Annotated in this window: 21 protein-coding genes and 1 pseudogene; 8 read left to right on the top strand and 14 right to left on the bottom strand. The window is 64.5% G+C overall.

What is annotated here, in order from left to right; translation table 11 throughout:
- Window position 1 precedes the first annotated feature (1 nt).
- The 4 genes from C4K39_RS13665 to C4K39_RS13650 are packed head-to-tail and all read left to right on the top strand — an operon-like array spanning window position 2 to window position 4,253.
- Window positions 2-1,075 (top strand): microcin C ABC transporter permease YejB, encoded by a 1,074-nt coding sequence (locus C4K39_RS13665; protein WP_124346671.1) that lies wholly within the window; start codon window positions 2-4, stop codon window positions 1,073-1,075.
- 1 nt (window position 1,076) lies between these two features.
- Entirely contained in the window at window positions 1,077-2,096 is a 1,020-nt protein-coding gene (locus C4K39_RS13660; RefSeq protein WP_124346670.1) for an ABC transporter permease, read from the top strand.
- A 1-nt stretch (window position 2,097) separates the two neighbouring features.
- Window positions 2,098-3,708: an ABC transporter ATP-binding protein gene (locus tag C4K39_RS13655; RefSeq protein WP_124346669.1), complete on the top strand. Its 1,611-nt coding sequence runs from the start codon at window positions 2,098-2,100 to the stop codon at window positions 3,706-3,708.
- Window positions 3,709-3,764: 56 nt separating this feature from the next.
- Entirely contained in the window at window positions 3,765-4,253 is a 489-nt protein-coding gene (locus C4K39_RS13650; RefSeq protein ID WP_124346668.1) for an XAC2610-related protein, read from the top strand.
- On the opposite strand, the gene C4K39_RS13645 is transcribed toward C4K39_RS13650, so the two are convergent.
- Together C4K39_RS13645 and C4K39_RS13640 are read right to left on the bottom strand one after the other, a co-directional pair.
- Window positions 4,244-5,218, bottom strand: a complete 975-nt coding sequence (locus C4K39_RS13645; protein ID WP_068586755.1) for a sensor domain-containing diguanylate cyclase — start codon at window positions 5,216-5,218, stop codon at window positions 4,244-4,246. The genes C4K39_RS13650 and C4K39_RS13645 overlap by 10 nt on opposite strands.
- Before the next feature lie 90 nt (window positions 5,219-5,308).
- On the bottom strand, window positions 5,309-7,384 hold the full coding sequence (locus C4K39_RS13640; protein ID WP_124346667.1) for an EAL domain-containing protein: 2,076 nt from the start codon (window positions 7,382-7,384) through the stop codon (window positions 5,309-5,311).
- Window positions 7,385-7,600: 216 nt separating this feature from the next.
- On the opposite strand from C4K39_RS13640, the gene C4K39_RS13635 reads away from it, so the two are divergent.
- The gene (locus tag C4K39_RS13635; RefSeq protein WP_068586751.1) at window positions 7,601-8,104 is read left to right on the top strand and encodes a VOC family protein; all 504 of its coding nucleotides are present in this window, start codon (window positions 7,601-7,603) and stop codon (window positions 8,102-8,104) included.
- Window positions 8,105-8,151: 47 nt separating this feature from the next.
- Window positions 8,152-8,988: an AraC family transcriptional regulator gene (locus C4K39_RS13630; protein ID WP_068586748.1), complete on the top strand. Its 837-nt coding sequence runs from the start codon at window positions 8,152-8,154 to the stop codon at window positions 8,986-8,988.
- Here C4K39_RS13630 and C4K39_RS13625 read toward each other — a convergent pair.
- The 3 genes and pseudogenes from C4K39_RS13625 to C4K39_RS32230 form a co-directional block, all read right to left on the bottom strand.
- Window positions 8,981-9,565, bottom strand: a complete 585-nt coding sequence (locus C4K39_RS13625; RefSeq protein ID WP_068586745.1) for a LysE family translocator — start codon at window positions 9,563-9,565, stop codon at window positions 8,981-8,983. The genes C4K39_RS13630 and C4K39_RS13625 overlap by 8 nt on opposite strands.
- Window positions 9,566-9,658: 93 nt before the next feature.
- Entirely contained in the window at window positions 9,659-10,807 is a 1,149-nt protein-coding gene (locus C4K39_RS13620) for a methyl-accepting chemotaxis protein (protein ID WP_437179385.1), read from the bottom strand.
- A gap of 96 nt (window positions 10,808-10,903) precedes the next feature.
- Window positions 10,904-11,206: pseudogene (locus C4K39_RS32230) on the bottom strand (PAS domain-containing protein); the annotation flags it as partial.
- 617 nt (window positions 11,207-11,823) lie between these two features.
- On the opposite strand from C4K39_RS32230, the gene dapA reads away from it, so the two are divergent.
- Entirely contained in the window at window positions 11,824-12,684 is an 861-nt protein-coding gene (dapA, locus tag C4K39_RS13615) for a 4-hydroxy-tetrahydrodipicolinate synthase (RefSeq protein WP_124346665.1), read from the top strand.
- A 45-nt stretch (window positions 12,685-12,729) separates the two neighbouring features.
- Here dapA and C4K39_RS13610 read toward each other — a convergent pair whose 3' ends face one another.
- The 7 genes from C4K39_RS13610 to C4K39_RS13580 all read right to left on the bottom strand — a co-directional run bounded on the left by C4K39_RS13610 (window position 12,730) and on the right by C4K39_RS13580 (window position 20,270).
- The gene (locus C4K39_RS13610) at window positions 12,730-13,386 is read right to left on the bottom strand and encodes a ribonuclease T2 family protein (RefSeq protein ID WP_068586737.1); all 657 of its coding nucleotides are present in this window, start codon (window positions 13,384-13,386) and stop codon (window positions 12,730-12,732) included.
- Between the two features lie 375 nt (window positions 13,387-13,761).
- Complete coding sequence (locus tag C4K39_RS13605; protein WP_124346664.1) at window positions 13,762-16,332, bottom strand: bifunctional diguanylate cyclase/phosphodiesterase; 2,571 nt, start codon at window positions 16,330-16,332, stop codon at window positions 13,762-13,764.
- Window positions 16,333-16,552: 220 nt separating this feature from the next.
- Window positions 16,553-17,509 carry a GDP-mannose pyrophosphatase NudK gene (nudK, locus tag C4K39_RS13600; RefSeq protein WP_124346663.1) on the bottom strand — a complete coding sequence of 319 codons (957 nt, stop codon included), beginning with the start codon at window positions 17,507-17,509 and terminating at the stop codon, window positions 16,553-16,555.
- Entirely contained in the window at window positions 17,506-18,492 is a 987-nt protein-coding gene (locus C4K39_RS13595; RefSeq protein WP_068586728.1) for an SMI1/KNR4 family protein, read from the bottom strand. Before C4K39_RS13595 ends, nudK begins: the two co-directional genes overlap by 4 nt.
- A 67-nt stretch (window positions 18,493-18,559) precedes the next feature.
- On the bottom strand, window positions 18,560-18,871 hold the full coding sequence (locus C4K39_RS13590) for an AzlD domain-containing protein (RefSeq protein WP_164485051.1): 312 nt from the start codon (window positions 18,869-18,871) through the stop codon (window positions 18,560-18,562).
- On the bottom strand, window positions 18,871-19,569 hold the full coding sequence (locus tag C4K39_RS13585) for an AzlC family ABC transporter permease (RefSeq protein WP_022644076.1): 699 nt from the start codon (window positions 19,567-19,569) through the stop codon (window positions 18,871-18,873). Before C4K39_RS13585 ends, C4K39_RS13590 begins: the two co-directional genes overlap by 1 nt.
- A gap of 83 nt (window positions 19,570-19,652) precedes the next feature.
- Window positions 19,653-20,270: a TetR/AcrR family transcriptional regulator gene (locus tag C4K39_RS13580; protein ID WP_124346662.1), complete on the bottom strand. Its 618-nt coding sequence runs from the start codon at window positions 20,268-20,270 to the stop codon at window positions 19,653-19,655.
- Window positions 20,271-20,578: 308 nt separating this feature from the next.
- Here C4K39_RS13580 and C4K39_RS13575 point away from each other — a divergent pair, with 308 nt between their 5' ends.
- Entirely contained in the window at window positions 20,579-21,019 is a 441-nt protein-coding gene (locus tag C4K39_RS13575) for a hotdog fold domain-containing protein (RefSeq protein WP_068586723.1), read from the top strand.
- 58 nt (window positions 21,020-21,077) lie between these two features.
- Here the strand turns inward: C4K39_RS13575 and fabV are convergent, their stop codons facing one another.
- Together fabV and C4K39_RS13565 are read right to left on the bottom strand one after the other, a co-directional pair.
- Complete coding sequence (fabV, locus tag C4K39_RS13570) at window positions 21,078-22,274, bottom strand: enoyl-ACP reductase FabV (protein WP_124346661.1); 1,197 nt, start codon at window positions 22,272-22,274, stop codon at window positions 21,078-21,080.
- Between the two features lie 210 nt (window positions 22,275-22,484).
- On the bottom strand, window positions 22,485-23,516 hold the full coding sequence (locus C4K39_RS13565; protein WP_124346660.1) for a lysozyme inhibitor LprI family protein: 1,032 nt from the start codon (window positions 23,514-23,516) through the stop codon (window positions 22,485-22,487).
- Window positions 23,517-23,544: the final 28 nt, after the last annotated feature.

Below are 23,544 nucleotides of genomic sequence, written 5' to 3'. Positions count from 1 at the left end.
GATGCTGGCCTATATCGTTCGCCGCCTGCTGCTGATCATCCCGACCCTGCTGGGCATCCTCCTGATCAACTTCATGATCATCCAGGCCGCCCCCGGCGGGCCGGTGGAACAGATGATCGCCAAGCTCGAAGGCTTCGACGGCGCCACCAGCCGCATCGCCGGCGGTGGCGCCGAGGTCTCGGTGGCCGGTTCCAGCTACCGCGGCGCCCAGGGCCTGGACCCGGCGCTGATCAAGGAAATCGAGCACATGTACGGCTTCGACAAGTCGGCGCCGGAACGCCTGTGGATCATGATCAAGAACTACGCCACCCTGGACTTCGGCGAGAGTTTCTTCCGCGATGCCAAGGTGGTGGACCTGATAAAGGAAAAGATGCCGGTCTCGATCTCCCTCGGGTTGTGGAGCACCCTGATCATGTACCTGGTGTCGATCCCCCTGGGGATCGCCAAGGCCACCCGCCACGGCAGCCATTTCGACGTCTGGACCAGCTCGGCGATCATCATCGGCTACGCAATCCCGGCGTTCCTGTTCGCCATCCTGCTGATCGTGGTGTTCGCCGGCGGCAGCTACCTCAACTGGTTCCCCCTGCGCGGCCTGACCTCCAGCGACTTCGAGCAACTGAGCCTGGGGCGCAAGGTCCTCGACTACTTCTGGCACCTGGCGCTGCCGGTCACGGCCCTGGTGATCGGCCACTTCGCCACCATGACCCTGCTGACCAAGAACAGCTTCCTCGACGAGATCAACAAGCAATACGTGATCACCGCCAAGGCCAAGGGCCTGACCCAGCGCCGGGTGCTCTACGGCCATGTGTTCCGCAACGCCATGCTGCTGGTGATCGCCGGCTTCCCGTCGGCCTTCATCGGCATTTTCTTCACCGGGTCCTTGCTGGTGGAAGTGATCTTCTCCCTGGACGGCCTGGGCCTGATGAGCTTCGAGGCCGCGATCAACCGCGACTACCCGGTGGTGTTCGGCACCCTGTTCATCTTCACCCTGCTGGGCCTGGTGGTGAAACTGATCGGTGACCTGACCTACACCCTGGTCGACCCACGCATCGACTTCGACAGCCGGGAGCATTGAGATGAACCTGTCCCCCCTCAATCGCCGGCGCTTCGAGCGCTTCAAGGCCAACAAGCGTGGCTGGTGGTCGCTGTGGCTGTTCCTGGTGCTGTTCGTCCTGAGCCTGGGCGCCGAGTTGATCGCCAACGACAAGCCCCTGGTGGTGCACTACGACGATGGCTGGTATTTCCCGGCGCTCAAGCGCTACCCGGAAACCACCTTCGGCGGCGAATTTCCCCTGGAAGCCAACTACAAGAGCCCGTACATCCGCGAACTGCTGGCCCAGAAGGATGCCGGGGTGCTCTGGGCGCCGATCCCCTTCAGCTACCAGAGCATCAACTACGACCTGCGGGTGCCAGCTCCGGCGCCGCCCTCCAGCGACAACCTGCTGGGCACCGACGATCAGGGCCGCGACGTCCTGGCGCGGATCATCTATGGCTTCCGGGTGTCGGTGCTGTTCGCCCTGACCCTGACCATCCTCAGCTCGATCATCGGCGTCACCGCCGGCGCCCTCCAGGGCTTCTACGGTGGCTGGGTGGACCTGGCCGGGCAGCGCTTCCTGGAAATGTGGTCCGGGCTGCCGGTGCTTTACCTGCTGATCATCCTCGCCAGCTTCGTGCAGCCCAACTTCTGGTGGCTGCTGGGTATCATGCTGCTGTTCTCCTGGATGAGCCTGGTGGACGTGGTGCGCGCCGAGTTCCTGCGCGGGCGCAACCTGGAATACGTGCGCGCGGCCCGGGCCCTGGGGATGCAGAACGGCGCCATCATGTTCCGCCACATCCTGCCCAACGCCATGGTCTCGACCATGACCTTCATGCCGTTCATCCTCACCGGCGCCATCGGCACCCTCACCGCCCTGGACTTCCTCGGCTTCGGCCTGCCTCCCGGCGCGCCGTCCCTGGGCGAGCTGGTGGCCCAGGGCAAATCCAACCTGCAGGCGCCCTGGCTGGGCATGAGTGCCTTCGCCGTGCTGGCCCTGATGCTGAGCCTGCTGGTGTTCATCGGCGAATCCGCCCGCGATGCCTTCGACCCGAGGAAATGACATGACCCAGGACAACCTGATCGAAGTGCGCGAGCTGGCCGTCGAATTCGTCGCCGGCGAGCAGCGCCAGCGGGTGGTCGAAGGCATCAGCTTCGACATCAAGCGTGGCGAGACCCTGGCCCTGGTGGGTGAAAGCGGTTCGGGCAAGTCGGTCACTGCCCACTCCATCCTGCGCCTGCTGCCCTACCCCCTGGCCCAGCACCCGTCGGGCAGCATCAACTACTCCGGGCACGATCTGCTGACCCTGAAGGAAAAGAGCATCCGGCACATTCGTGGCAACCGCATCGCCATGATCTTCCAGGAGCCCATGACCTCGCTGAACCCGCTGCACAACATCGAGAAGCAGATCAACGAGGTGCTGGCGATCCACAAGGGCCTGACCGGCAAGGTCGCCACCCAGCGCACCCTGGAACTGCTGGAACTGGTGGGCATCCCCGAGCCACGCAAGCGCCTCAAGGCCCTGCCCCACGAGCTGTCCGGCGGCCAGCGCCAACGGGTGATGATCGCCATGGCCCTGGCCTGCGAGCCGGAACTGCTGATCGCCGACGAACCCACCACTGCGCTGGACGTCACCGTGCAGTTGAAGATCCTGCAGTTGCTCAAGGAACTGCAGGCGCGCCTGGGCATGGCCCTGCTGCTGATCAGCCACGACCTCAACCTGGTGCGGCGCATCGCCCACCGGGTCTGCGTCATGCAAAAGGGCCGGATCGTCGAACAGGCGCCGTGCGAAGAGCTGTTCCGGGCCCCACAGCATCCCTATACCCGGGAACTGCTAGCCGCCGAGCCCAGTGGCCTGCCGGTCGCCAGCCAGATCGGCGCACCACTGCTGGAAGTCAATGACCTCAAGGTCTGGTTCCCGATCAAGAAGGGCCTGCTGCGCCGCACCGTGGACCACGTCAAGGCGGTGGATGGCATCCACTTCAGCCTGCCCCAGGGCCAGACCCTGGGCATCGTCGGCGAGAGCGGTTCGGGCAAGTCGACCCTGGGCCTGGCGATCCTGCGCCTGATCGCCAGCAAAGGCGCCATTCGCTTCGAGGACCAGCAGCTGGAGCGCCTCTCGCAGCAACAGGTGCGGCCACTGCGCCGGGAAATGCAGGTGGTGTTCCAGGACCCCTTCGGCAGCCTCAGCCCGCGCATGAGCGTGAGCCAGATCGTTGGCGAGGGCTTGCGCATCCACAGGATCGGCACCCTGCAGGAGCAAGAACAGGCGATCATCGAGGCACTCCAGGAAGTGGGCCTGGACCCGCAGACCCGCCACCGCTACCCCCATGAGTTTTCCGGCGGCCAACGCCAGCGCATCGCCATCGCCCGGGCGTTGGTGCTCAAGCCCCGGCTGATCCTCCTGGACGAACCGACCTCGGCCCTGGATCGCACCGTCCAGCGCCAAGTGGTGGAGCTGCTGCGCAGGCTGCAAGGCAAGTACAACCTGACCTACCTGTTCATCAGCCATGACCTGGCGGTGGTCAAGGCCCTGAGCCACCAACTGATGGTGATCAAGCACGGCCAGGTGGTGGAACAAGGAGACGCCAGGGCCATCTTCGACGCCCCACAACACCCTTACACCCGGCAGTTGCTGGAAGCCGCGTTCCTAGTACCGGCAAACGCCGGATAACCCCTGACAGGAGACCGGTGACGAGGCCCTGCCTCATCACCGGGAATGCCAAATCCATGCATGACAAACAATGGGCCATGATGGCCCTGAGCGGTCTTTTCGCAATGAGCGTCCAGGCCCAACCGACGACTTTCCAGCCGGACAAGCACAGCACCGTCACGCTTGCCCTGCATGGCCAGCAGGTCAGCCTGGAAATACAACGCAACGGTCACACCCAATCCAGAGAACTGCTGGTGCAGGCCGAGAAGCCGCTGCACATCGAGCTCGACGATTTCAACTTCGATGGGGCCGGCGACTTCGCCATCTGGCATGTCGATGATGGGATGGGTACTTACACGATCCACCGGGTGTTCATCTACAACCCGACGCAGGGCGAGTTCGTCGAGCGCTTTCCCAGCTGCGGTGATGAATTCCTCAACCTCAAGGTCAACAAGCCCGGGAAACTCCTGGTCAGTACCTACTATCAGGGCAACATCCCAAGACGCTGCCTGACGCGGCTGAACCAGGCTCCGGGGCCTGAGCCATTGTCTGCCGATCAGTCTTGACGCTGGCGCTTGCTGGCCTGCTTTTGCAGGTACATGGCCTTGTCGGCATCGGCCAACAGCGCCTCCACGTCCGGATGGCGCTCGGCGTTGTATTCGATCTGGCCGACGCTGAAGCGAATGTCGTAGCCACGCTTCAACGTAGCGTTGCGTTCATCGAGGATCTCGCGCAATCGGGCCATGATGTTCGAGGTTTCTACATGATCGGCGGCGGTCAACAACGCCACGAACTCGTCGCCGCCCAAGCGCCCGATCACATCGCTCTCGCGAAAGGCAATACGCAGCACGTCGGCGAAGGTCTTCAATGCCCCGTCGCCCTCGGCATGGCCATAGGTGTCGTTGATCTGCTTGAAATCATTGAGATCGAAGAACAGCAGCGTCGCCGGTTTCTCCAGGCGCTTGCAGACGCCCAGCGCGTGCCGGGCCAGGGCCTCGAACCCACGGCGGTTGGACAGCAGGGTCAGCTCATCCATGCTGGCCATCTGCACGGCCGCCAGCTCCTGCTCGGCCATGCGTGCCAGATCCCGCAGCAGCGCCCGCTCCTCGTCATCCAGGTCCCGGGGCTTGACGTCGATCAGGCACAAGGTGCCCAGCTTGCTGCCATTGCCCACCGTCAGTGGGCAACCGGCGTAGAAGCGGATCCCGGGGTCGCCCACCACCAATGGGTTGTCATGGAAACGCACGTCCTGTTCGGCATCGCAAACCGTGAGGATCTGGTCGCCAAGAATCGCGTGCCCGCAAAACGAGATATCCCGTGGCGTCTCGCTGGCATCCAGGCCCATGCAGGATTTGAACCACTGGCGATCGCCATCCACCAGGCTGACCAGGGCGATGGGTACGTTGAACAGGCGCTTGGCCAGGCGGGTCAGGCGGTCGAACCGCTCCTCCGGCGGGGTATCGAGGACATTGAGCGCCCGCAGGGTCTGGATTCGCAGGGCCTCATTGTTCGGTTTGCTTGGGTACAACATCGCTGACTCCATTCGCGGCTAAGACGGCAAGCGTAGTCCAAAATGGCCAATGCCTGGGCCAGAGCTGTCGCCAGGCGATAAAGCGCCCGCTCAAGCACCGCGGTCCTGGGCCCGCTGCCTGACGAATTCAGGGAGCTGGCGGGCAGGCAGCGACTTGCTGTAGTACCAGCCCTGGATCACCAGCTCCGCACTCGATTGCAGGAACGCCAGTTGCTCGCCCGTCTCCACACCTTCCACCACCACCTTGAGGTCCAGGGTCTCGCAAAAACGCAGCAGGCCATTGAGTACCAGGGCACCCTTGGGATCGGATTGGGCAAGAACGAAACTGCGATCGATCTTGATCCCATCCACCGGGAACTGGTGCAAATAGCTCAAGGCGGAAAAACCGGTACCGAAGTCATCGATGTAGATCCGCGCCCCCAGCGCATGCAGTTGCCCGATCCAGCGCTGGGTCAGCAACGCATCGCCCACCAGGGCATCCTCGGTGATCTCCACCGACACCTGGCCACCGGCTCGGGCAAGGATATCCAGCAAGCGCCGGCCGTGCTCCACCGACGCCAGGGTGGCACTGGAGATATTGATGGTGATCGGCAGCTCGAAGCCCTCGCGACGCCAGGCCTGATACTGGCGTACCGCCTGGGAGGCGACCCAGAAATCCACCTCGGGCATCAACCTGGCCTGCCCCAGCCACTGCAGCAATTCCCAGGGCGAGCGCACCTGGCCGTCGCGGTCCCGGGCGCGGATCAACGCCTCGCACCCGGTGCAACGGCCACTGCCCTTGGCCACCTGGGGCTGGTACTCCAGGTGGAAGTCGTACTCGCTCAACTGCTGGATTCGCGCCAGCTGCAAGGACTGCCGGGCCGCTTGCTGATAGGAGGCCACCATCGGGTCCAGCTCGAACAGGCGGCCCCGTTCTTCCAGGCCATGAAAGGTGGTGTCGAAGGTCTTCAGGTAGACCTGCTCGGCGCCCTCGCCCTGGTACTGGATACTGCGGATGTAGGGGATATAGATCAGCGTACCGATCCCCAGCAGCACCAGTTGCAACAACACCGCGCCCCAATCGCCCTGGGTACTGAGGTAGGCATTGAGCAATACCGGCGAGGTAAAGGGCACCTCCACCAGTGCCGGGCGCACCCACCCCTGCTGGACCACCAGCAACGCCAGGCTGACGTTGGCCATGGGCACCAGCATAAACGGCACCAGCAACCTCGGGTTGAGGATGATCGGCAGGCCGAACAACAGCAGCTCATTGATGTTGAACAGCGACAACCCCAGGCTGGCCAGGGCCAGCAGGCGCATCGAGCGGTTGCGGGAAAACCCCAGGATCGCCAGGACCAACGCCAGGGAACCGCCAGAGCCACCGATGAAGGCAAAACAACCCAGCAAGCCACTGTTGAGTACGTAACGCACAGGACGCCCAACCGCCTGGTCCAGCGCATTGAGCGACACCGCCTGGTCCATCACGTCCATGAATGGCTGCATGGCGTGGCTGCCGTGGATCCCGAAGAACCACAGCAACGAATTGCTGGCCGTCAGCAGTATCCCACTCAGGTAGGGACTGCCCAGCTCATCGAGGTCCAGCGGCCGCTGGACATAGGCGAACTCCTGGACCTGCAGCAACAGTTGCAGCACCAGCACCAGCAACAGCGAAGTGACGATCCCCGGCAGCACCATGTTGATGGTGCTCTGCAGGTTGTACCCCACCAGGTCCTCGGCGATCAGCCGGGTCCAGCGCCGACGGTGCAGCCAGCCGATGATCGGAACATTGACCAGTGGCGAGGCAATGGCGATGAACAGCACGAACGTCGCCGCCGCCAGCGGGTAGTCGCGCAACACGTAGGTGGCGATCACCACATGGGACAGGCAGAGAAAGGCCACGGGAAGCTGCGGCAGGCGATGCTGGATCGCCAGCATGTAACCGATGGAAGCCGCGACCAGCAAGGGAATGATCGAGCTGATGCGGTCGTGCAGCCCCGTCAGCAGCTCCACCACCGCCCTCGGCGCTCCCAGGGCCTGGACACACTGGGCGAGGATCAGCAGCACGGCCGAAACCAGCAGGCATGGCAATAGCCAAAGCAGGCCTTCACGGATCGAACGCAGGGATTCGGCACCCGCCAGGAGCGCCAGACGGTGGGTGAAAAACAGCTTGAATCGCGGCTGGCGCATCAGCTTCTCCCCCCTTGCAGTCACTGCCTGCCTGATACCAGCAGGCATTTCAGGTAGCGCTTCACCCCAGTGCTGCGGCGTTCTACGGCCACTCGAGGCTGATAGCGAAGATACCATTGAAGAAACCCATGTCAGCAAGCATTCAATCGCCCGTACCCGGCCAGGGCTTGGCTACGCTTGTTCAAGGGGGGTAGCAGTCGACAGAGGGTCGCCAGCATGCAACGCATCCAAACCATCACCCCGTGCCTGTGGTTCGACCACCAGGCCCAGGAGGCTGCGCAGTTCTACTGCTCGATCTTCGAGCGCTCGCGCATCACCCACGTCAGCCACTACGGCAAGGCCGGCTTCGAGTTCCATGGCCGCCCCGAGGGATCGGTGATGAGCGTGGTGTTCGAGCTCGACGGCCAGGCCTTCACCGCGCTCAACGGCGGCCCGGCATTCACCTTCAACGAAGCCATTTCCTTGCAGGTGCATTGCCGCAGCCAGGCCGAGCTGGACCACTACTGGAATGCCCTGGGCTTTGGCGGGCCGCCCGAGGCCCAGCGCTGCGGTTGGCTCAAGGACCGCTTCGGCCTGTCCTGGCAGATCGTGCCGCAGGCCCTGGCGCAGATGATGTGCGACCCCGATCCGAGCCGTTCGCAACGGGTGATGCAGGCCCTGCTGGGCATGAGGAAACTGGATATCCAGCGCCTGCAGCGGGCGTTCGATGGCAAATCCTGAGCCATCCCCTCTACAATCGCCGGCACCCTGGACAATGGACAGCCCTGATGAAGAGCGCCCTGCACACTGACATCGCCCCGCGCTTCTGGCGCGACCCAGCCCTGCCCTTCATCGAGGCCCGGTCCATCGCCGATGGACACAAGGTCTGCTACAACCGCCATGCCCATGAGCAGTTCTCCATCGGTTGCATCACCGCGGGCCAGAGCACCTACCTCAGTGAAGGCGAACAGTGGCGGGTCGGCGCCGGCACCGTGGTGTTGATGAACCCCGGCGTGGTGCATGCCTGCAACCCCATCGACGACCAGCCCTGGTCTTATCGCATGCTCTACGTCGACACCCCCTGGCTGACCGCCTTGCAGCATGAGCTGGGCTTCGATGCGGCGTCGGGCTTTCGTCCTTTCAGCGCCACCCACAGCGACGATCCGCAATTGTTTGCCGAGCTCCAGACGCTGTACCAGGTCCTGGTGGACGAACGCGGCGATACCCTGCACAAGCACAGCTGCGCGGTGGCGTTCTTCAGCGACCTGCACCAGCGCCTGAACCCGGCCGACAGCCTTCCCCGGGACAGCAACGAAAAGCTCGAACGGGCTGCCCGTTACATCCGCCAGCACTGCACCGAGCCCCTGGTCCTGGAAGATATCTGCCAGGCCGCCCAACTCTCGGCCTCCTACCTGACCCGCGCCTTTGGCCAGCGGTTCGGCATGCCGCCCCATGCCTACCTGGTCAACCAGCGGGTGCAGTTCGCCCAGGCCCGCCTGCGCAGCGGCGCATCGATCGCCGAGGTGGCCCTGGAGGCCGGCTTTGCCGACCAGGCGCACTTTCAGCGGGCGTTCAAGCAGCACTTGGCCGCGACACCCGGGCAGTACCAGCAAGGCCTCAGGTAAACAGGTACGCCGCGCTGACCGCCAGCAGCGCGGCCATGCTGCGATTGAACAGGCGCATGCCCGCAGGATTGTCCAGGTAGTGGCGCAGGAAACTGCCGGCATAGGCCCAGCAGGCAATCGACAGGTAGCAGATAACCAGATACACCGCGGCGAACAGCCAGACCAGGCGCGTATCGCCGTCGGCGGCAAACGCCCCGATGCCGGCCACGCAGGCCAGCCAAGCCTTGGGATTGAGCCACTGCATCAGGGCGCCGTACCAGGCCGAAGGTGCACGGACCTGGCCGTCGGCAGTCACTCGACCATCATCCCGGACCAGCTTCCAGGCCATGTACAGCAGGAACGCCACGCCAAACAGGCGGATGCCCTGGGTCAGCACCGGCCACTGGCGCAACAGTTCGTTCAACCCCAGGCCCGTCAGTACCAGCAGCAAGGTAAAGCCCAGGGTCGCGCCAGCGACGTGGCTCAGGCTGGCCTTGAAACCGAAACGGGCCCCGCTGCCCAGGGCCAGGATATTCACCGGCCCCGGGGTAATGGATGCGGCCAGGGCAAAGGCCGCCATGGAAAACACTACGCTCATCTCTCGCCTCTCTTGTCCGGGTCGAATCGACCGCCCACAGATTACGAAGCGAGCAACATCACGTATTGAAGAAAACAACCCTTGAATCGTCGTTCAGCTATTGAAACGCGTGACCAGGGCATTGAGCTCATGGGCCGTGGACTCAAGGTCGCCGCCGATGCTGCAGGAGTGCACGGCGATATCGGCGTTCTGGTCCGAGACCCTGGCGATATTGGTGATCTGCCCGGAAATTTCCTCGGCCACATGGGCCTGCTGTTCGGAGGCCGCTGCCATCTGCTGGCTCATCTGCTGGATGCGCTCCATCGCCGAGTTGATCCCGTCCAGTGCCTGTTCGGTGCTGATCACCTGGGCCACTCCGGAACGCGCCTCGACACTGCCCTGGCGCGCTACTTCCACTGCCTGGCTGGCCACCTCCTGCAAGGTGGCGATGATCTGCTGGATGCTCTGGGTCGACTCCCGGGTCTTGGATGCCAGGGCCCTTACCTCATCGGCCACCACGGCGAAGCCACGACCCTGCTCCCCGGCGCGGGCGGCCTCGATGGCAGCATTGAGCGCCAGCAGGTTGGTCTGCTCGGCGATGGAATGAATCATGTTCGCCGCCAGCTGGATGGACTGGGTTTCATCGGCCAGGCCCTGGACCGACTGGCTGACCGTGTCCACGGTATCGGCCAGCTTCTCGATCATGGCCCGGGTCCGCCGGGCTTCCTCGGAACCGACATGGGTCAGCTCATTGACCTGGTCGGCCGCCGAAGCGGTGTCCTGCACATGCACCGAGACCTGGGCGATGGAGGCCGCCATCTGGTTCATCGCCGTGGCCGCCATGTCCGCTTCGTCGCGCTGCTTGCCCAGGGCCGATTCCGCCTGGCGCGACAGGCTCTGGCTGCTGGAGGCCAGCGCCGCGGCCTGGTTGGCGTAGTCGCCCAGGCGACTGAGGGCGGTGCGGATCTTGGCCGCTTCGCTGATCAGGATCATCTGCAAGCGCGCCACCGGGCCACGCTCGTCGGTATAGGTACGGGCGATCAGTTCACTATCGAAGCTGCCCAGGGACACCGCGCTGATGCGTGCCAGCAGCCGTCGGGTGTGATACGCACCATAGGCCTGCACGGCGAACAGCCCGGCCACGGCAGCGGCCAATCCGGTCCAGGGCCCACCCAGCCAGCTGGACAGGGCAATGGCTGCCAGGGCCAACAGCGGCGGCAGCAGGATCTCGCCGGCCACCAGCAGCCGCTGGCTCCAGGGCATGGCCATGTCGGCGCCGCGCATGCGCTGGTAGAGGGCCGCGGCGCGCTCGACCTGCTCGCGCTCGGGCTTGACCCGCACCGACTCGTAGCCGGTGACCACGCCAGCGCTGAAGATCGGCGTGACATAGGCATTGACCCAGTAATGGTCGCCGTTCTGGCAGCGGTTCTTGACGATGCCCATCCAACTCTTGCCATCCTTGAGATAGGACCACATATGGGCGAATACGGCCGGGGGCATGTCCGGGTGGCGCACGATATTGTGCGGGCTGCCGATCAGTTGCTCGCGGGAAAAGCCGCTGACCGCCACGAACTCGTCGTTGCAGTACGTAAGCTTGCCGTGGGTGTCGGTAGCGGAAATAAGGCGCTGCTCGGCAGGAAAGACCCGCTCGCGCTGGGTCACTGGGAGATTGTTTTTCACCGGAAAAACCTCGCAGGAAGTCTGATGATTGTCCGTCGTGATCAAACAGCAACTTGCGCATCCTGCGATGACCCGAAGACTGCTCCTGCACCCCGGCAAGACTTCCCCGGCAGTCGGCGCCGGTGCAGTCGAGTTTAGATACAGCCTTGGTGAGTGCGACTAATTTTTTGCCAAGGGCAAGAAGGCACACCGGACAATCTCGCGTCTTCTTGATCTGGATCAATACGTAGCCTGGCAAGCGAAATCCTGTCTGAGAAAGGTTCCCGACACCAACGGCGCCAGGCGCTCCAGGCCCTAAAAAAGCCCCGATCTGAGGATTGACAAAGCCCCGGCCGGCTCTTAAAACTGAGCGCCTGAATTTGCGAGCCGCCAGCCATCATGTCCCAAGCCACCCTCCACGATCCGCGCGCTATTGGCCTGGTTGCCAAGGCTCCGGCGTGGGTGGCCTGCAATCGCAAATCGAAGAAACAGTCGCTCATGTGACCGGGGCGCTGTGTCCCGTCAGATGAGCTGACAGGACCTCGCCTCGGATACCCCCCGCTGACCGCCCTTCTACTCTTCTGACGACGACCCGACGGTCAAGCATCAGGAGAATCTGCATGTCATCGTTTCAAGGTATCTGGGTCCCCATCGTCACGCCCTTTCACAATGGCGCCATCGATTTCGTCGCCCTGCGCCGCCTCGCGTCCCACCTGCTGGAAAGCGCAGTGGCCGGGCTGGTGGTTTGCGGCACCACCGGCGAAGCCGCCGCGCTGGACAAGGACGAACAACTGGCCGTACTCGACGAGGTGCTGCAACTGGCGCCTGCGACCCGAGTGATCATGGGCCTGGCGGGCAACAACCTGCAGGAGCTGCTGGCCATGCAGCAGCGGGTGCTGGAGCGGCCGATTGCCGCCCTGCTGGTGCCCGCGCCCTATTACATTCGGCCCTCCCAGGCCGCCCTGGAGCAGTTTTTCCAGCGCCTGGCCGATGCCTCCAGGGTGCCGTTGATCGTCTACGACATCCCCTACCGCACCGGCGTGACCCTGAACCAGGACACCCTGCTCAACATCGTCCGTCACCCACGGATCGCAGCGGTCAAGGATTGCGCAGGTAACCTGGAGAAGACCCTGGCCCTGCTGGCCAGTGGCGAGGTGCAGGTGTTGTGCGGCGAAGACCTGCAACTGTTCAGCGCCCTGTGCCTGGGCGCCAGCGGCGCCATTGCCGCCTCGGCGCATATCCGCCCCGAGCTGTTCGTGCAATTGCACCGGCAAGTCATGGACCAGCGACTGGAGGCCGCCAGGACCACCTTCATGCAATTGGCGCCACTGATCCAGGGCTTGTTCAGCGAACCCAACCCGGCCCCGGTCAAGGCGCTGCTGGCTCGCCAGGGCTTGATCGAGCCCCATCTGCGGGCACCGATGGAGGATTGCAGCGCCCCTACTGTCGAGCGCCTGGGGCACCTGCTCGCCGCCCTGTAGCCAGGAGCCGGCTCCCTTGGGCGGGAGCCGGCAGGCCAGCCCGGCTCAGCGGATCGGCGGAATGCGGATCTGCCCGGAACGGCACTGGGTCTTCACACCCTTGCCACAGTCGGCGAACTCCAGGTCCTTGTTCAGGCAGACCCGTACTTCGGACAGTTCAGGCCCGCTGCACAGTACCGCGACACCATTGGCGGTGATCCCAGGGTTGCTCTGGCGCAACTGCTGGGCGATTTCTGCAGCTTCGTAGTAGCGCACGCTGGTCGAGGGTTGCAGGGTTTCGGGGATCTGCACCTTGGCCAGGGCCTTGTCCGCCGCGTCCAGGTAGCCCATGGCTCCCAGGCCGCTACAGGTGCCGTGCTTGCTCCACTCATGCTTGAGCAGCTTCTCGGTGGGGAACAGGGTCAGGCCCTTGGCACGTTCTTGCTGGTTCAACTGAGTCAGCGGTGGGCACGACTCCGGCCAGCCGCCACGGGCGTACTGCGGCCACAGGCCATGCAGGACAAAACCGTAGCCCTTGCCCGAGCACTGTTCATTATCCGGGTGCATCAGGCAGAACGTTGGCGACCAGGACAGGCTCAACAGGTAGTAGTCGAAAGTCCCGGCCACCGAATCGCGCTGCTGCTTGGGCGAGCGTGCGTCGCTGATGCCCACCATCCCCAGGGTCAGCGTCAGCGCCGCCATCAGGGCAAAAAACTTTCTCATCGTGACCTCTCCTTGAAAAAACAGACGTGTCCCTGCCCGGATTGCAGGACGGTGCCGATCAAACATAGCGGATTCTTATTGGCACGCAGGCGTTGCAGGAACATGACAGGTGCGCCGCAGCGTCCCCGGATCGCCGGCCAGCGCCGGCGCGCCAAGATACCAGCCAGATCCTCCGAACGCATGGCTGTAACGCCACGGATACCCGTGCGCAACCACGGCGAATTGCACGCCTCACCCACACCTATTTCACCCGTCCAGCCTTCAAGCCGACACCACCTGGGCTGGTGATCTGGAAAATGCCCGAGCGCGATCTACAGACGCCAGATCGACAGGCGCTTGGAGCTGTCATGACCAGGTTCAGGGGGGCAAGGGGGTTCAGGGGGTCGGATCGGCGTTGGCCGGCAACTCGGCGAGCAGCGTCGACAAACCCTCCGCCGCCAGCGGCCCGGCCAGGAACGGCCCCTGCACTTCATCACAGCGGACCTGACGCAATATCTCGAACTGCTCGGCGCTTGCCACGCCTTCGGCAATGACCCGCAACGACAGCGCATGCCCCAGGTCGATGACCGCCTGGACGATGGAGCGGCCGGCCGGGTTGTCGACCAACGCGGAAACGAAGCTGCGATCGACCTTCAAGCCGTCCAGGGGCAGGTTCTGCAGGTGCTGCAACGCCCAGTGACCACTGCCGAAGTCGTCCATCAGCAGGTTCACGCCCAGGGCCTTGAGCCCACGCATGACCTCCAGCACCTGGCGGCGATCGTCCAGCAGCAGCTTGTCGGTCATCTCAAGCTCCAGGCGCTCGGGCGCCAGGCCGCTGTGTTCGAGCACAGCCTTGATCCGCGGCACCAGCTTGGCCCGCTGGAATTCCGAGGCCGAGACCTTGACCGCGATCCGCAGCGGTTCGGGCCACGCCTGCGCCGTCTTGCAGGCGGCATGCAGCACCCAGTTGCTCAGCGGCAGGATCAGCCCGCTGTCCTCGGCGATCGGCACGAACACCTCTGGCCCCAGCAGCCCGTGCTGCGGGTGCTGCCAGCGCACCTGGGCCTCGGCCCCCACCAGTTGCCGCCCGACCAGCCGGTAGCGCGGCTGGAACTGCAACAGCAACTGGTCTTGCTCGATGGCCTGGCGCAAGTCCTGTTCCAGGCGCCGGCGCTCGACGATCCGGGCATTCATCTGCGAGGCATAGAAGCGCCAGGTGCTGCGACCTGCGGCCTTGGCCTCGTAAAGGGCGATATCGGCCAGGCGCAGCAGCTCATCGGCCTGCAGCGCATCCGCCGGGGCCCGGGCGATGCCGATGCTGGCGCTGATGAAGACCTCGTGGCCGGCCACGTAGAACGGCGCCTCGATCTGCTCGATCACTCGCCGGCACAAGCCCTCGATCTCCACCTGGGCCACATGCCCGGGCACCACCAGCACGAATTCGTCGCCACCGACCCGGGCCACCAGGTCCTCACTGCGCAAGCAGCGACACAGGCGCCGGGACACCTCGTGCAGCACCTGGTCGCCGGCCCCGTGGCCCAGCAGGTCGTTCACCGGCTTGAAGCGGTCCAGGTCGACGCTGAGCATCAGCAGTGGCTCGCGCAGCGGCGGCGAAAGCAACAGCTTGCCCTCCAGGAACTCCTGCATGCGCGTGCGGTTGGCCAGCCCGGTCAGGGTGTCGTGCTGCGACAGGTACTCGACCCGCCGCCGGGCCATGACCTCCTCGGTGATGTCGCTGGCGGTGCCGCGGTAGCCGCCGCCCGGCATGGCCCGCAGGGACAGGCGGCAAATCCGCGACTGCCGGCTGCCATCCAGGTAGGTGCACTGCAACACCTCCCGGGAGCGACGCTCCGGTTGCGCCAGCCATGGGGACAACCCGCCTTGCTCGCTGCTGAGCAAATCATCCAGGGACTGGCCCAGGGTCGCCTCCCGAGAGAGCCCGGTAACCGCCTGGAAACGCTCGGACAAGTAGGTGAAACGCAAATGCGCGTCGACTTCCCAGATCCAGTCGGACGCGGCCTCGGCGACGTCGCGAAAGCGAGCTTCGCTGGCCGCCAACGCCGCACGCCCGGCTTGCAGTGCATGCATCTGCTGGTCCATGACCCGGGCCGCCAGCGCTGCCCGGCGCAACAGGACGGCAGCCATCGCCCCCACCAGCAGCCCGGCCAGCAAGAGCAGGGGCATCACCAGCACCAGCAGTTGGTGGCCGGGCTGCGAAGGTTGCCACTGCAAGGCGCCGGCGCCATCGGGCAAGACCAGTTGCGGCAGGCCCGAAGCTGGCGTGCCACCGGCCACTTGCAGTCGCTCGATATCCAGGCCCTTGCCCAGCGCCAGCAAGCGCGGCGGGTCCAGACGGGCCACGAAGATCACCACCGATTGTGGCCCGGCATCGGCGCGCACCTCGGGATCGTTACCCGGGCTCAGCACATCGGCGGCCACCAGGGCCGGGGTGCCGCCAATGGACACGTAGCGACTGACCGGATTGCCCGCAGGCGTCAGGCGGGTCTGCTCCACCAGCGTCGCGAGTTGCTGGCCCAGCCAGGTCCGTGCGTCCACCGCAGCCAGTTGGCCAGCCACCAGGGCATAGGAGGTGGCGCCGTGGGCATCGATCACAAACACGGCATCGAAGCCTAGATCGCGGTACAGGGTCGGACCGAAGTTCTGCCGAGTGAACGCCCAGTCGATATCGACCTTCAGGTGCAGGTTCTGGTAGGCGTCGCCCCACAGGGCATAGTCCTTGAGCGTGGTACGGGTGCTGCTGGCGAGGGTTTGCAGGGCCTTGTCGATATCCAGTCGGTTGTGCTGCTCGGCGCTGTGGTTCTGTTCGAGGGCGATGTACACCAGCAACATCGCGGTAAACAGGAACAGCGCCAGCAATAATCCGCAGCAACCGAACAAGGTGACCCGGGTCAGCGCCTGGTTGGAGGGGCTGGACCCTTGGGGCAGAACAGGACCGTGGTTTTCCATAGTGCTCCAGGTGCCATGGCGATCAATCGACCGGCGCGTCCCTGCGGTTCACACGCGGCTTTCGACGAAGCTCCCGCTTGCCTATAGACGATAGACAGTATTTTCCCGCCAGGCGTTGGCAACGCACCACGCCGATGACATGACCCGACGGCAGAAATGCCAGCGGTACCCGGTCTCGACCCGGGTACGCACCGGCTTGGTGGCCTGACGGCCGCGGCACTCAGGCCGGGGATGGGATGGCCAGTACCGGCAGTTGTTCCACCCCGTGATAGATGGCCAGGCCCTGGCGTCGGGCCTGCTCGAGCATGGCGTCGCAGCCGGCCGATGGCCCGCCAATCCGCAACACCGCATCGCAGCGCTGCAACAGGCGCTCGGCATAGGCATGGAACTGCGCTTCGTAGACTTCATCGCCCACTGCCGTGGAGCCGGCCAGGCGCGTCATGGGCAGGGCCACCCACTCCCCCAGCAGCGGAAAATGCCCGGCGGCCAGCACCTGCGCCGCACACTGCTCCATGGCCTCGACGTTGCGCGCCAGCTGCGTCGGGTCATCACCGGTGCCGGAACGGTAAGGACCGGCCACCAGCACCATCAGGCTGCGGGGCTTGAGCACATGCAACTGCAAGTACTGCAGGAGCATGATGGTCTTGCCGTCGGCGATTTCCCCGCTGTGGATCATGCCCAGGGCCTGGTCGATGTCCAGTTCCAGGACCTCGATGTCCTCGCCTTCGTGCTCCAGGCCGCCGCCGTCGTCGATCCGGTCATCGGCCTGGTAGCGGGCGATGAAGAAATGCACGCGCTCGGTTACCGAGCCGGGGCTCATGAAGGCGTCGAAGACCTTCTGCACCTCGCCGACCCGGTAGCCGGTTTCTTCCTCGGCTTCCTGGCGGATGCGCACCTCGGGGCTGGCGTTGTCCAGCAGCCCGGCGGCGGTCTCTATCAGGTAGCCGTCATGATCATTGACATAGGCCGGCATGCGGAACTGCCGGGTCAGCAGCACCGTGCGCCGCTCCAGGTTGTACAGCAAGATGGTGGCGCCGTTGCCGCGGTCATAGACCTCGCGGGTCTGGGCCTGCCAGCTGCCGTCGCGGCGACGCAGCTCGAAGCTGTATTTCTTCAGCACATACCAGTTGTCGGAGAGGGTCTGCTCGCCGGTGATGCGGATCGAGGCCTCGCTCATGGTTGCTCCTGGAGATCAAGGGGGGTGGCGGGAAAGCCAGCCAGCTGCGCGAGCAGGTGCTGGCGGTATTCGGCGCTGAAGGCAAAACCACCACCGACCTGGAGCAACTGGCCGCCGGCCATCCGTGCCCGCCACCAGTCGTTGATGAAGTCAGGGGCGTAGCCACCGCTACCGAAGCCCTTGGCGAAGGCGATCATCTCGCGGTAGTCCTGCAGGTACTGCTGCTTGCCGATGACCCCGTGGCGTTCCTGGTACAGCCAGAACTGCAGGTCATACAGCAGTTGCGACAGCGGGTCGGCATGCAGGGCGAAGTAGCGCTTGTCCTGGACGATGCCCAGGGCGATGTGGCGGATGCGCAGGCCCAGGTCCGGCACCTGGGCGAAGTGTTCCAGCAGCTCGGCCAGCATCGGCGAGAACTCGGCATTGGCCACCTTGTCCAGGTCATCCAGGTAGTCCTGCTCGGAGGTGTCGTAGACCTCCCAGGACACCAGGCCACGGACGAAGGTCTCGAAGTCAGGGGCCAGGACGGTCACCTCGTAGTCGCCCTCCTGGTCCACGTGCACCACTCGCGGCTCACCTTGCGGCCCGCACTCGCTGTAGTCCAGGGCCACCATGTCGTGCCCGGCGGACGGGCAGTCGCAGATGTAGATCCCCAGGTCCGGATAGCCCCAGTCCTCGATCATGAAACGGCTGCCGGAGGGTCCGCCCAGACTGTCGCCACCCTCGCGGGAGATGGCCAGGAACGAGTCGATAGCACAATGATCCTCGGCCCAGGAGGTGCCCTGCTCCACCGGGAAACAGGTGAGCTCGGGCCGCCCGCCATTGCGCAGGCGCATGAAGGCCACATAGGAATCGGGGAAGCGGTAACCCAGTTCCTCTTGCAGTTCGGCGATCAGCTGGTCGCTGGGAGGTGGCAGGCGCTTGGCGGGATCATCCTGGCCCCAGAACTGGTCCAGGTCGATATCATGGGGAAATTCGCTCATCCAGTGCTTCCGTTGCGGTGGGTGGGCCGCCTGGGCCCAAAGGTGCCCAGGCTACCGCAATCGGCCGCTACAGCCACCAGCGCAAGAGAAAAAAGAAGCCCATGCTCAACAGCATGCTGAGCAAGGTGTTGCGGGTGTAGATCACCAGCACGATGGCCACCAGGGAGCTGAGCAGATAGGGGTTGTCCAGCCGCAGGTTCAACTGGTGCTCGGGCATGAACACGATCGGCCCGCAGATCGCAGTGAGCATGCCCGGCACGGCGAAACCGAGGAACTGCCGCGCATTGCTGCTCAAGCGCAGCGGCAGGCGCGGTTCGAGGAACACGTAGCGGTTGAGGAAGACCAGCAGGCCCATGCCGAAAATCACTGCCCAGACCATCATGCGCGCCCCCGATACAGCTTGTTGCAGACAAAACCCGCGGTCATGCCCGCCAGGCCCGAGATCACCAGGGCCGAGCCCCACTGCCAGTAGCTCAACAGCACCGAGCAGAACAACGACACCGCGACGCAGACCACGGTCGGCACATTGCGCACCAGGGGGGTGATCAAGGCGATGAAGGTGGCGGCGATGGAGAAGTCCAGCCCCAGGTGTTCAAGCCCCGGAATGCTCTTGCCGAGCACGATGCCCAGCAGGGTGAACAGGTTCCAGGCCACGTAGAAGGTCAGGCCCACGCCCAGGGCATACCAGCGGTCGAACTGCTGCTTGTCGTGGGCGCTGGTGAGGGCGAACAGCTCGTCGGTGAGCAGAAAGCCCAGGCCCAGGCGCCAGCGCCCCGGCAACGGCGCGATCACCGACCGCATGCTCATGCCATACAGCAGGTGCTGGGAGGTGAGCAGCAAGGTGGTCAGCAGGATCGAGAAGATCCCCGCCCCGCCCTTTAGCATGCCGATGGCCACCAGCTGCGCGGCACCGGCGAACACGATGCCCGACAGGCCCTGGGCCTGCAACGGCGAGAGATTGGCCTCGATGGCCATGGAACCGGCCAGCAAGCCCCAGGGCGCGGTGGCCAGGGACAAGGGCACGATGGCGATGGCGCCGCGGATGAAGGCGGCGCGCGGTAGAAGAACGCTGGACATGGAACCCCGCACGCAAATGATGGACCCGGACTGTGCCAGCTACTGCCGGTCCTGGCTTGAACAATCTTGCGCACTTGCGCCTGCTACAGGCCGGCGAGGGAGCGCCAGGCCGCAGCGGCCAAGTGCTCGCGGTACTCGCGGGGACGCCCCTGGACCCGCCCGGACAACCAGGCCCGGCAATAGCTCTCGGCCTGGCCGATGATCAACGACGGTAGCAGTTCGGCCGGGATGGCCGGCAAAGCGTCCGACGCCGAACGCGCCTTGAGCCACTCCAGCAAGCTGCGGTTGCGCGTGCGGTTGCGCTCGGCCAACTCCTCACTGAAGGGCCCACGGGTCACGGCAAAGCGTGCATGGAACTGGAACCGCGCCCACTCCGGCTGGGCGTCGACCCAATCCACATAGCTGTGCACCAGGGCCTGGACGCCCTGCTCCAGGGTCTGCGCCTGGGCCAGGTAGCTGTCGCGCAATTGCGCCTGGTCGTCCAGGGCGGTGAAGAACAGCGCGGCGACCAGGCCTTCCTTGTGAGTGAAGTGGTGATAGATGGCGCCGACGCTGGTCTCGCATTCGGCACGAATCATCTCGATGGTGGTGGCCTCCAGGCCCAGCCGGTTAAAGCAGCCCAGGGCCTGCTGGAGGATGGTGCGCTTGAGTTCGGCGCGACGGCCCGGGTAGCAGCGTTCCAGCAGATCGGTATCCGGCATGGGGGATCTGGCTCCTTGCAGGGTCAATGGATGGGGCAGGCACGAGCCTAACAGGCCGTTTGAAAACTACCTGCGTTGCCCTCGCTGCGTTAAAAACAAGCTGGTGCGCCAGCCCGGTCAAAATGCTCATTTACCACTCGTAAACTGCGCTTTTCGCCTGTTTTTGCCTTGCGCTGACTGCCTCGCCTACGTTGTTCAACGGCCTGCCAAGGCTCATAGCTTGACAGGTTTTCTTTTTACCGAATATTGTTCTTTTACAGAATATTATTCTGTAAAACCTGTTCCCCCTACCACAGCGAGGCATTTCCATGAGCCAGGTTCTGAGCATGTTCAACGCCGCCGGGGCGGAAAAATTCACCCAGATGGCCTGCCAGATGGCGCCCTACTTCTCCAGCATCACGCCCTTGATCGATGAGTTACAGGCCGGCCACTGCCAGGTGCGGGTGCCGTTTCGCCGGGAAATCACCAACCACCTGGGTACGGTGCACGCCATCGCCCTGTGCAATGCCGCCGAACTGGCGGCCGGGGTCATGACCGATGTGTCGATTCCCGCCGGTGCGCGGTGGATTCCCAAGGGCATGACCGTGGCCTACCTGGCCAAGGCCAAGGGCGATATCCGGGCAGTGGCCGACGGCAGCGCGGTGGACTGGTCCAGCGCCGGGGACAAGGTGGTGGCGGTGACGGCCTTCGATGGCCAGGAGCAAGCGGTGTTCACCGCGCAGATCACCATGAACGTGAAGCTGGCCTGAGCCATGAACGACAACGCCCCTCACGATGGAGGGGCGTTGGGTCACGCGGGCAGTGCGGTTACAGCTGGACCAGCTTGTCGATCTTCACGTCCGGATCGACATCGGCTTCGTAGTCGACACCGTCGATCTCGAAACCGAACAGGCGCAGGAACTCCTGCTTGTAGCCGGCGAAGTCGGTCAGCTGGTACAGGTTCTCGCTGGTGACTTCGTCCCACAGCTGCTTCACGCGGTCCTGGACCTCAGGTTGCAGCTCCTTGTAGTCGGCGCGCAGGCGGCCTTCTTCGTCGATGATCGGGTTCGGGTTGTACAGGCTGTCCTTGTACAGGCCGTAGACCTGCTCGATGCAACCTTCGTGGCTGCCCTGCTCCTTCATCACCTTGAACAGCAGCGACAGGTACAGCGGCATGATCGGGATTGCCGAGCTGGCCTGGGTCACCACGGCCTTGAGCACCGATACCCGGGCATCGCCGCCCAGGTCCGAGAGTTCCTTGCGAATGCCGATGACCTTCTGGTCCAGGTCCTTCTTGGCTTCGCCGATGGAGCCGTTCCAGTAGATGTCGTGGGTCAGCTTCTCGCCCAGGTAGGTGAAGGCGGTGGTCTTGGCGCCTTCGGCCAGGACGCCGGCCTCGTGCAGGGCATCGATCCACATCTGCCAGTCTTCGCCACCCATGACCGCCACGGTGCCGTCGATCTCTTCCTGGGTCGCAGGTTGCAGGGTGGTTTCCTTGACGATTTCCTTGTCGGTGTCGACGCCGCGCAGGGTCACGGACTTGCCCAGGGGCTTGAGGGTCGAGCTCAGCACTTCACCGGTCTTGGGGTGGGTGCGGCGCGGGGCGGCCAGGCTGTAGACCACCAGGTCGATCTTGCCCAGGTCGCGCTTGATGGTCTCGATGGTTTCGGCCTTGACCGCATCGGAGAAGGCGTCGCCGTTGATGCTCTTGGCGTACAGGCCCTTTTCTTCGGCGAACTTGTGGAACGCCGCGCTGTTGTACCAGCCGGCGGTGCCCAGCTTGCCGTCGACGCTGCCGCGCTCGAAGAACACGCCCAGGGTATTGGCGCCACAGCCGAAGGCTGCAGTGATCCGCGCAGCCAGGCCATAGCCGGTGGAAGCGCCGAGGACCAGTACGTTCTTCGGCCCTGCGTCGATGGCGCCCTGCTGGGTGACGTAATCGATCTGTTGCTTGACGTTGGCCTCACAGCCGACCGGGTGGGTCGTCACACAGATAAAGCCGCGAACGCGGGGTTTGATGACCATACAGATTCTCCCAATTTCAAATGTGCCAGGCGCCGATGACGGCGGCGGCAGTGTCACTTGCACAAGTCGTAGACGCTCTCGCGGGCTTCGCGTCACCAACCGCTGGAATTTGTCCGCCAGGACCGGGTGTCCCCGCCTGCCAGGGGCGAGACTCTAGCAGTTGCGCGAACAGGCTTCAGCATCCCGACGCGTAAATTCCAGGGCGCCGGGTCAGGGCATCATGTCCAGCGCCAGGCGCTTGCCCTTGGTGCGCTCTTCGTACCACGCCTGCACCACGTCCGGCAGGCTGTGCTTCCACTCCGGCACGTTGCTGTAGTAGCGCACCCGCACCTCGTCCGCAGGCCCCTGCACCACCAGCATGGCGGTCCACAGCTGGCCCTGCGGCCCACGCAGGAAGATCGCGGCATTGGTATTCGCCACCCCGCGCAGCCACATCTGGGTGACCTGGGCGTCTGGCAGCTCGGCCGAATGCTGTTCGATGAACACCGAGCCGCTGTCGAGCAGGGTCTGGTAGTCAGCGCCCAGCAGTAGGCGGGCCTGGCGATCTTCCTCCTCGGTATGCACCAGCGCCGTGCCCAGCAGGTCGTAGTGCAGCTTCAGTTCACCCTTGGAGGCCACGTAGCGGCCGCTGTAGTTCACCCCGCTGCCCGCCCCGCAGGCATAGGACTCGCCTTCCTGGTCCACCTCCAGCAGGCCATCGCGGGCGCGAAAAACCAGGCTGCAACCCTCCACCGCATAGTGCGCCTCCTTGCCCTGGATCCGCGCCTCGCCCTGCAAGGCCCCGGAGTTGGCGCCGCCCATGCCGGAGATCTCGAAATCCAGGCGGTCCTGGGCCAGGCGGCGGATAAACAGCTCACCGGCAAAGTACGGGCTGGTGGACACCCGCTGCCAGGTGCCCTGCCAGGCGAACGGCACATTCACAAAAGGCAGCTCCAGCAGGCGACTCTGGTAGGTGCCGCGCAGGCAGGCCAGGTTGGCCTGGCAGCCATCGCGCTCCTGGAGCCACTGGCGTTGGGCCCGGCGCAGGGCCTTGGGCTCCCTGGACTGGGCCAGGGCCGTAGTCCAGGCACTGGCCAGTCGGCTATCCAGTTGCAAGGTATAGGGATCGGCGCAAATCGCCTTTTCGCTGGCGGTGGCGGCCTTGGCGCAAGCCAGGCCCGCGGCCAGGGCGGTCGGGGCACAGGCCAGGGCCAGGCACAACAGCCCTGCGGCCCGCAGGGAGGTGAACGAGGATCGGGGCATTGGTTAGCGTCCATGGTGCAAATGGCGC

Source organism: Pseudomonas sessilinigenes (genome assembly GCF_003850565.1).
Classification (GTDB): Bacteria; Pseudomonadota; Gammaproteobacteria; order Pseudomonadales; family Pseudomonadaceae; genus Aquipseudomonas; species Aquipseudomonas sessilinigenes.
This window is presented reverse-complemented; position numbering and strand designations above follow the sequence as displayed.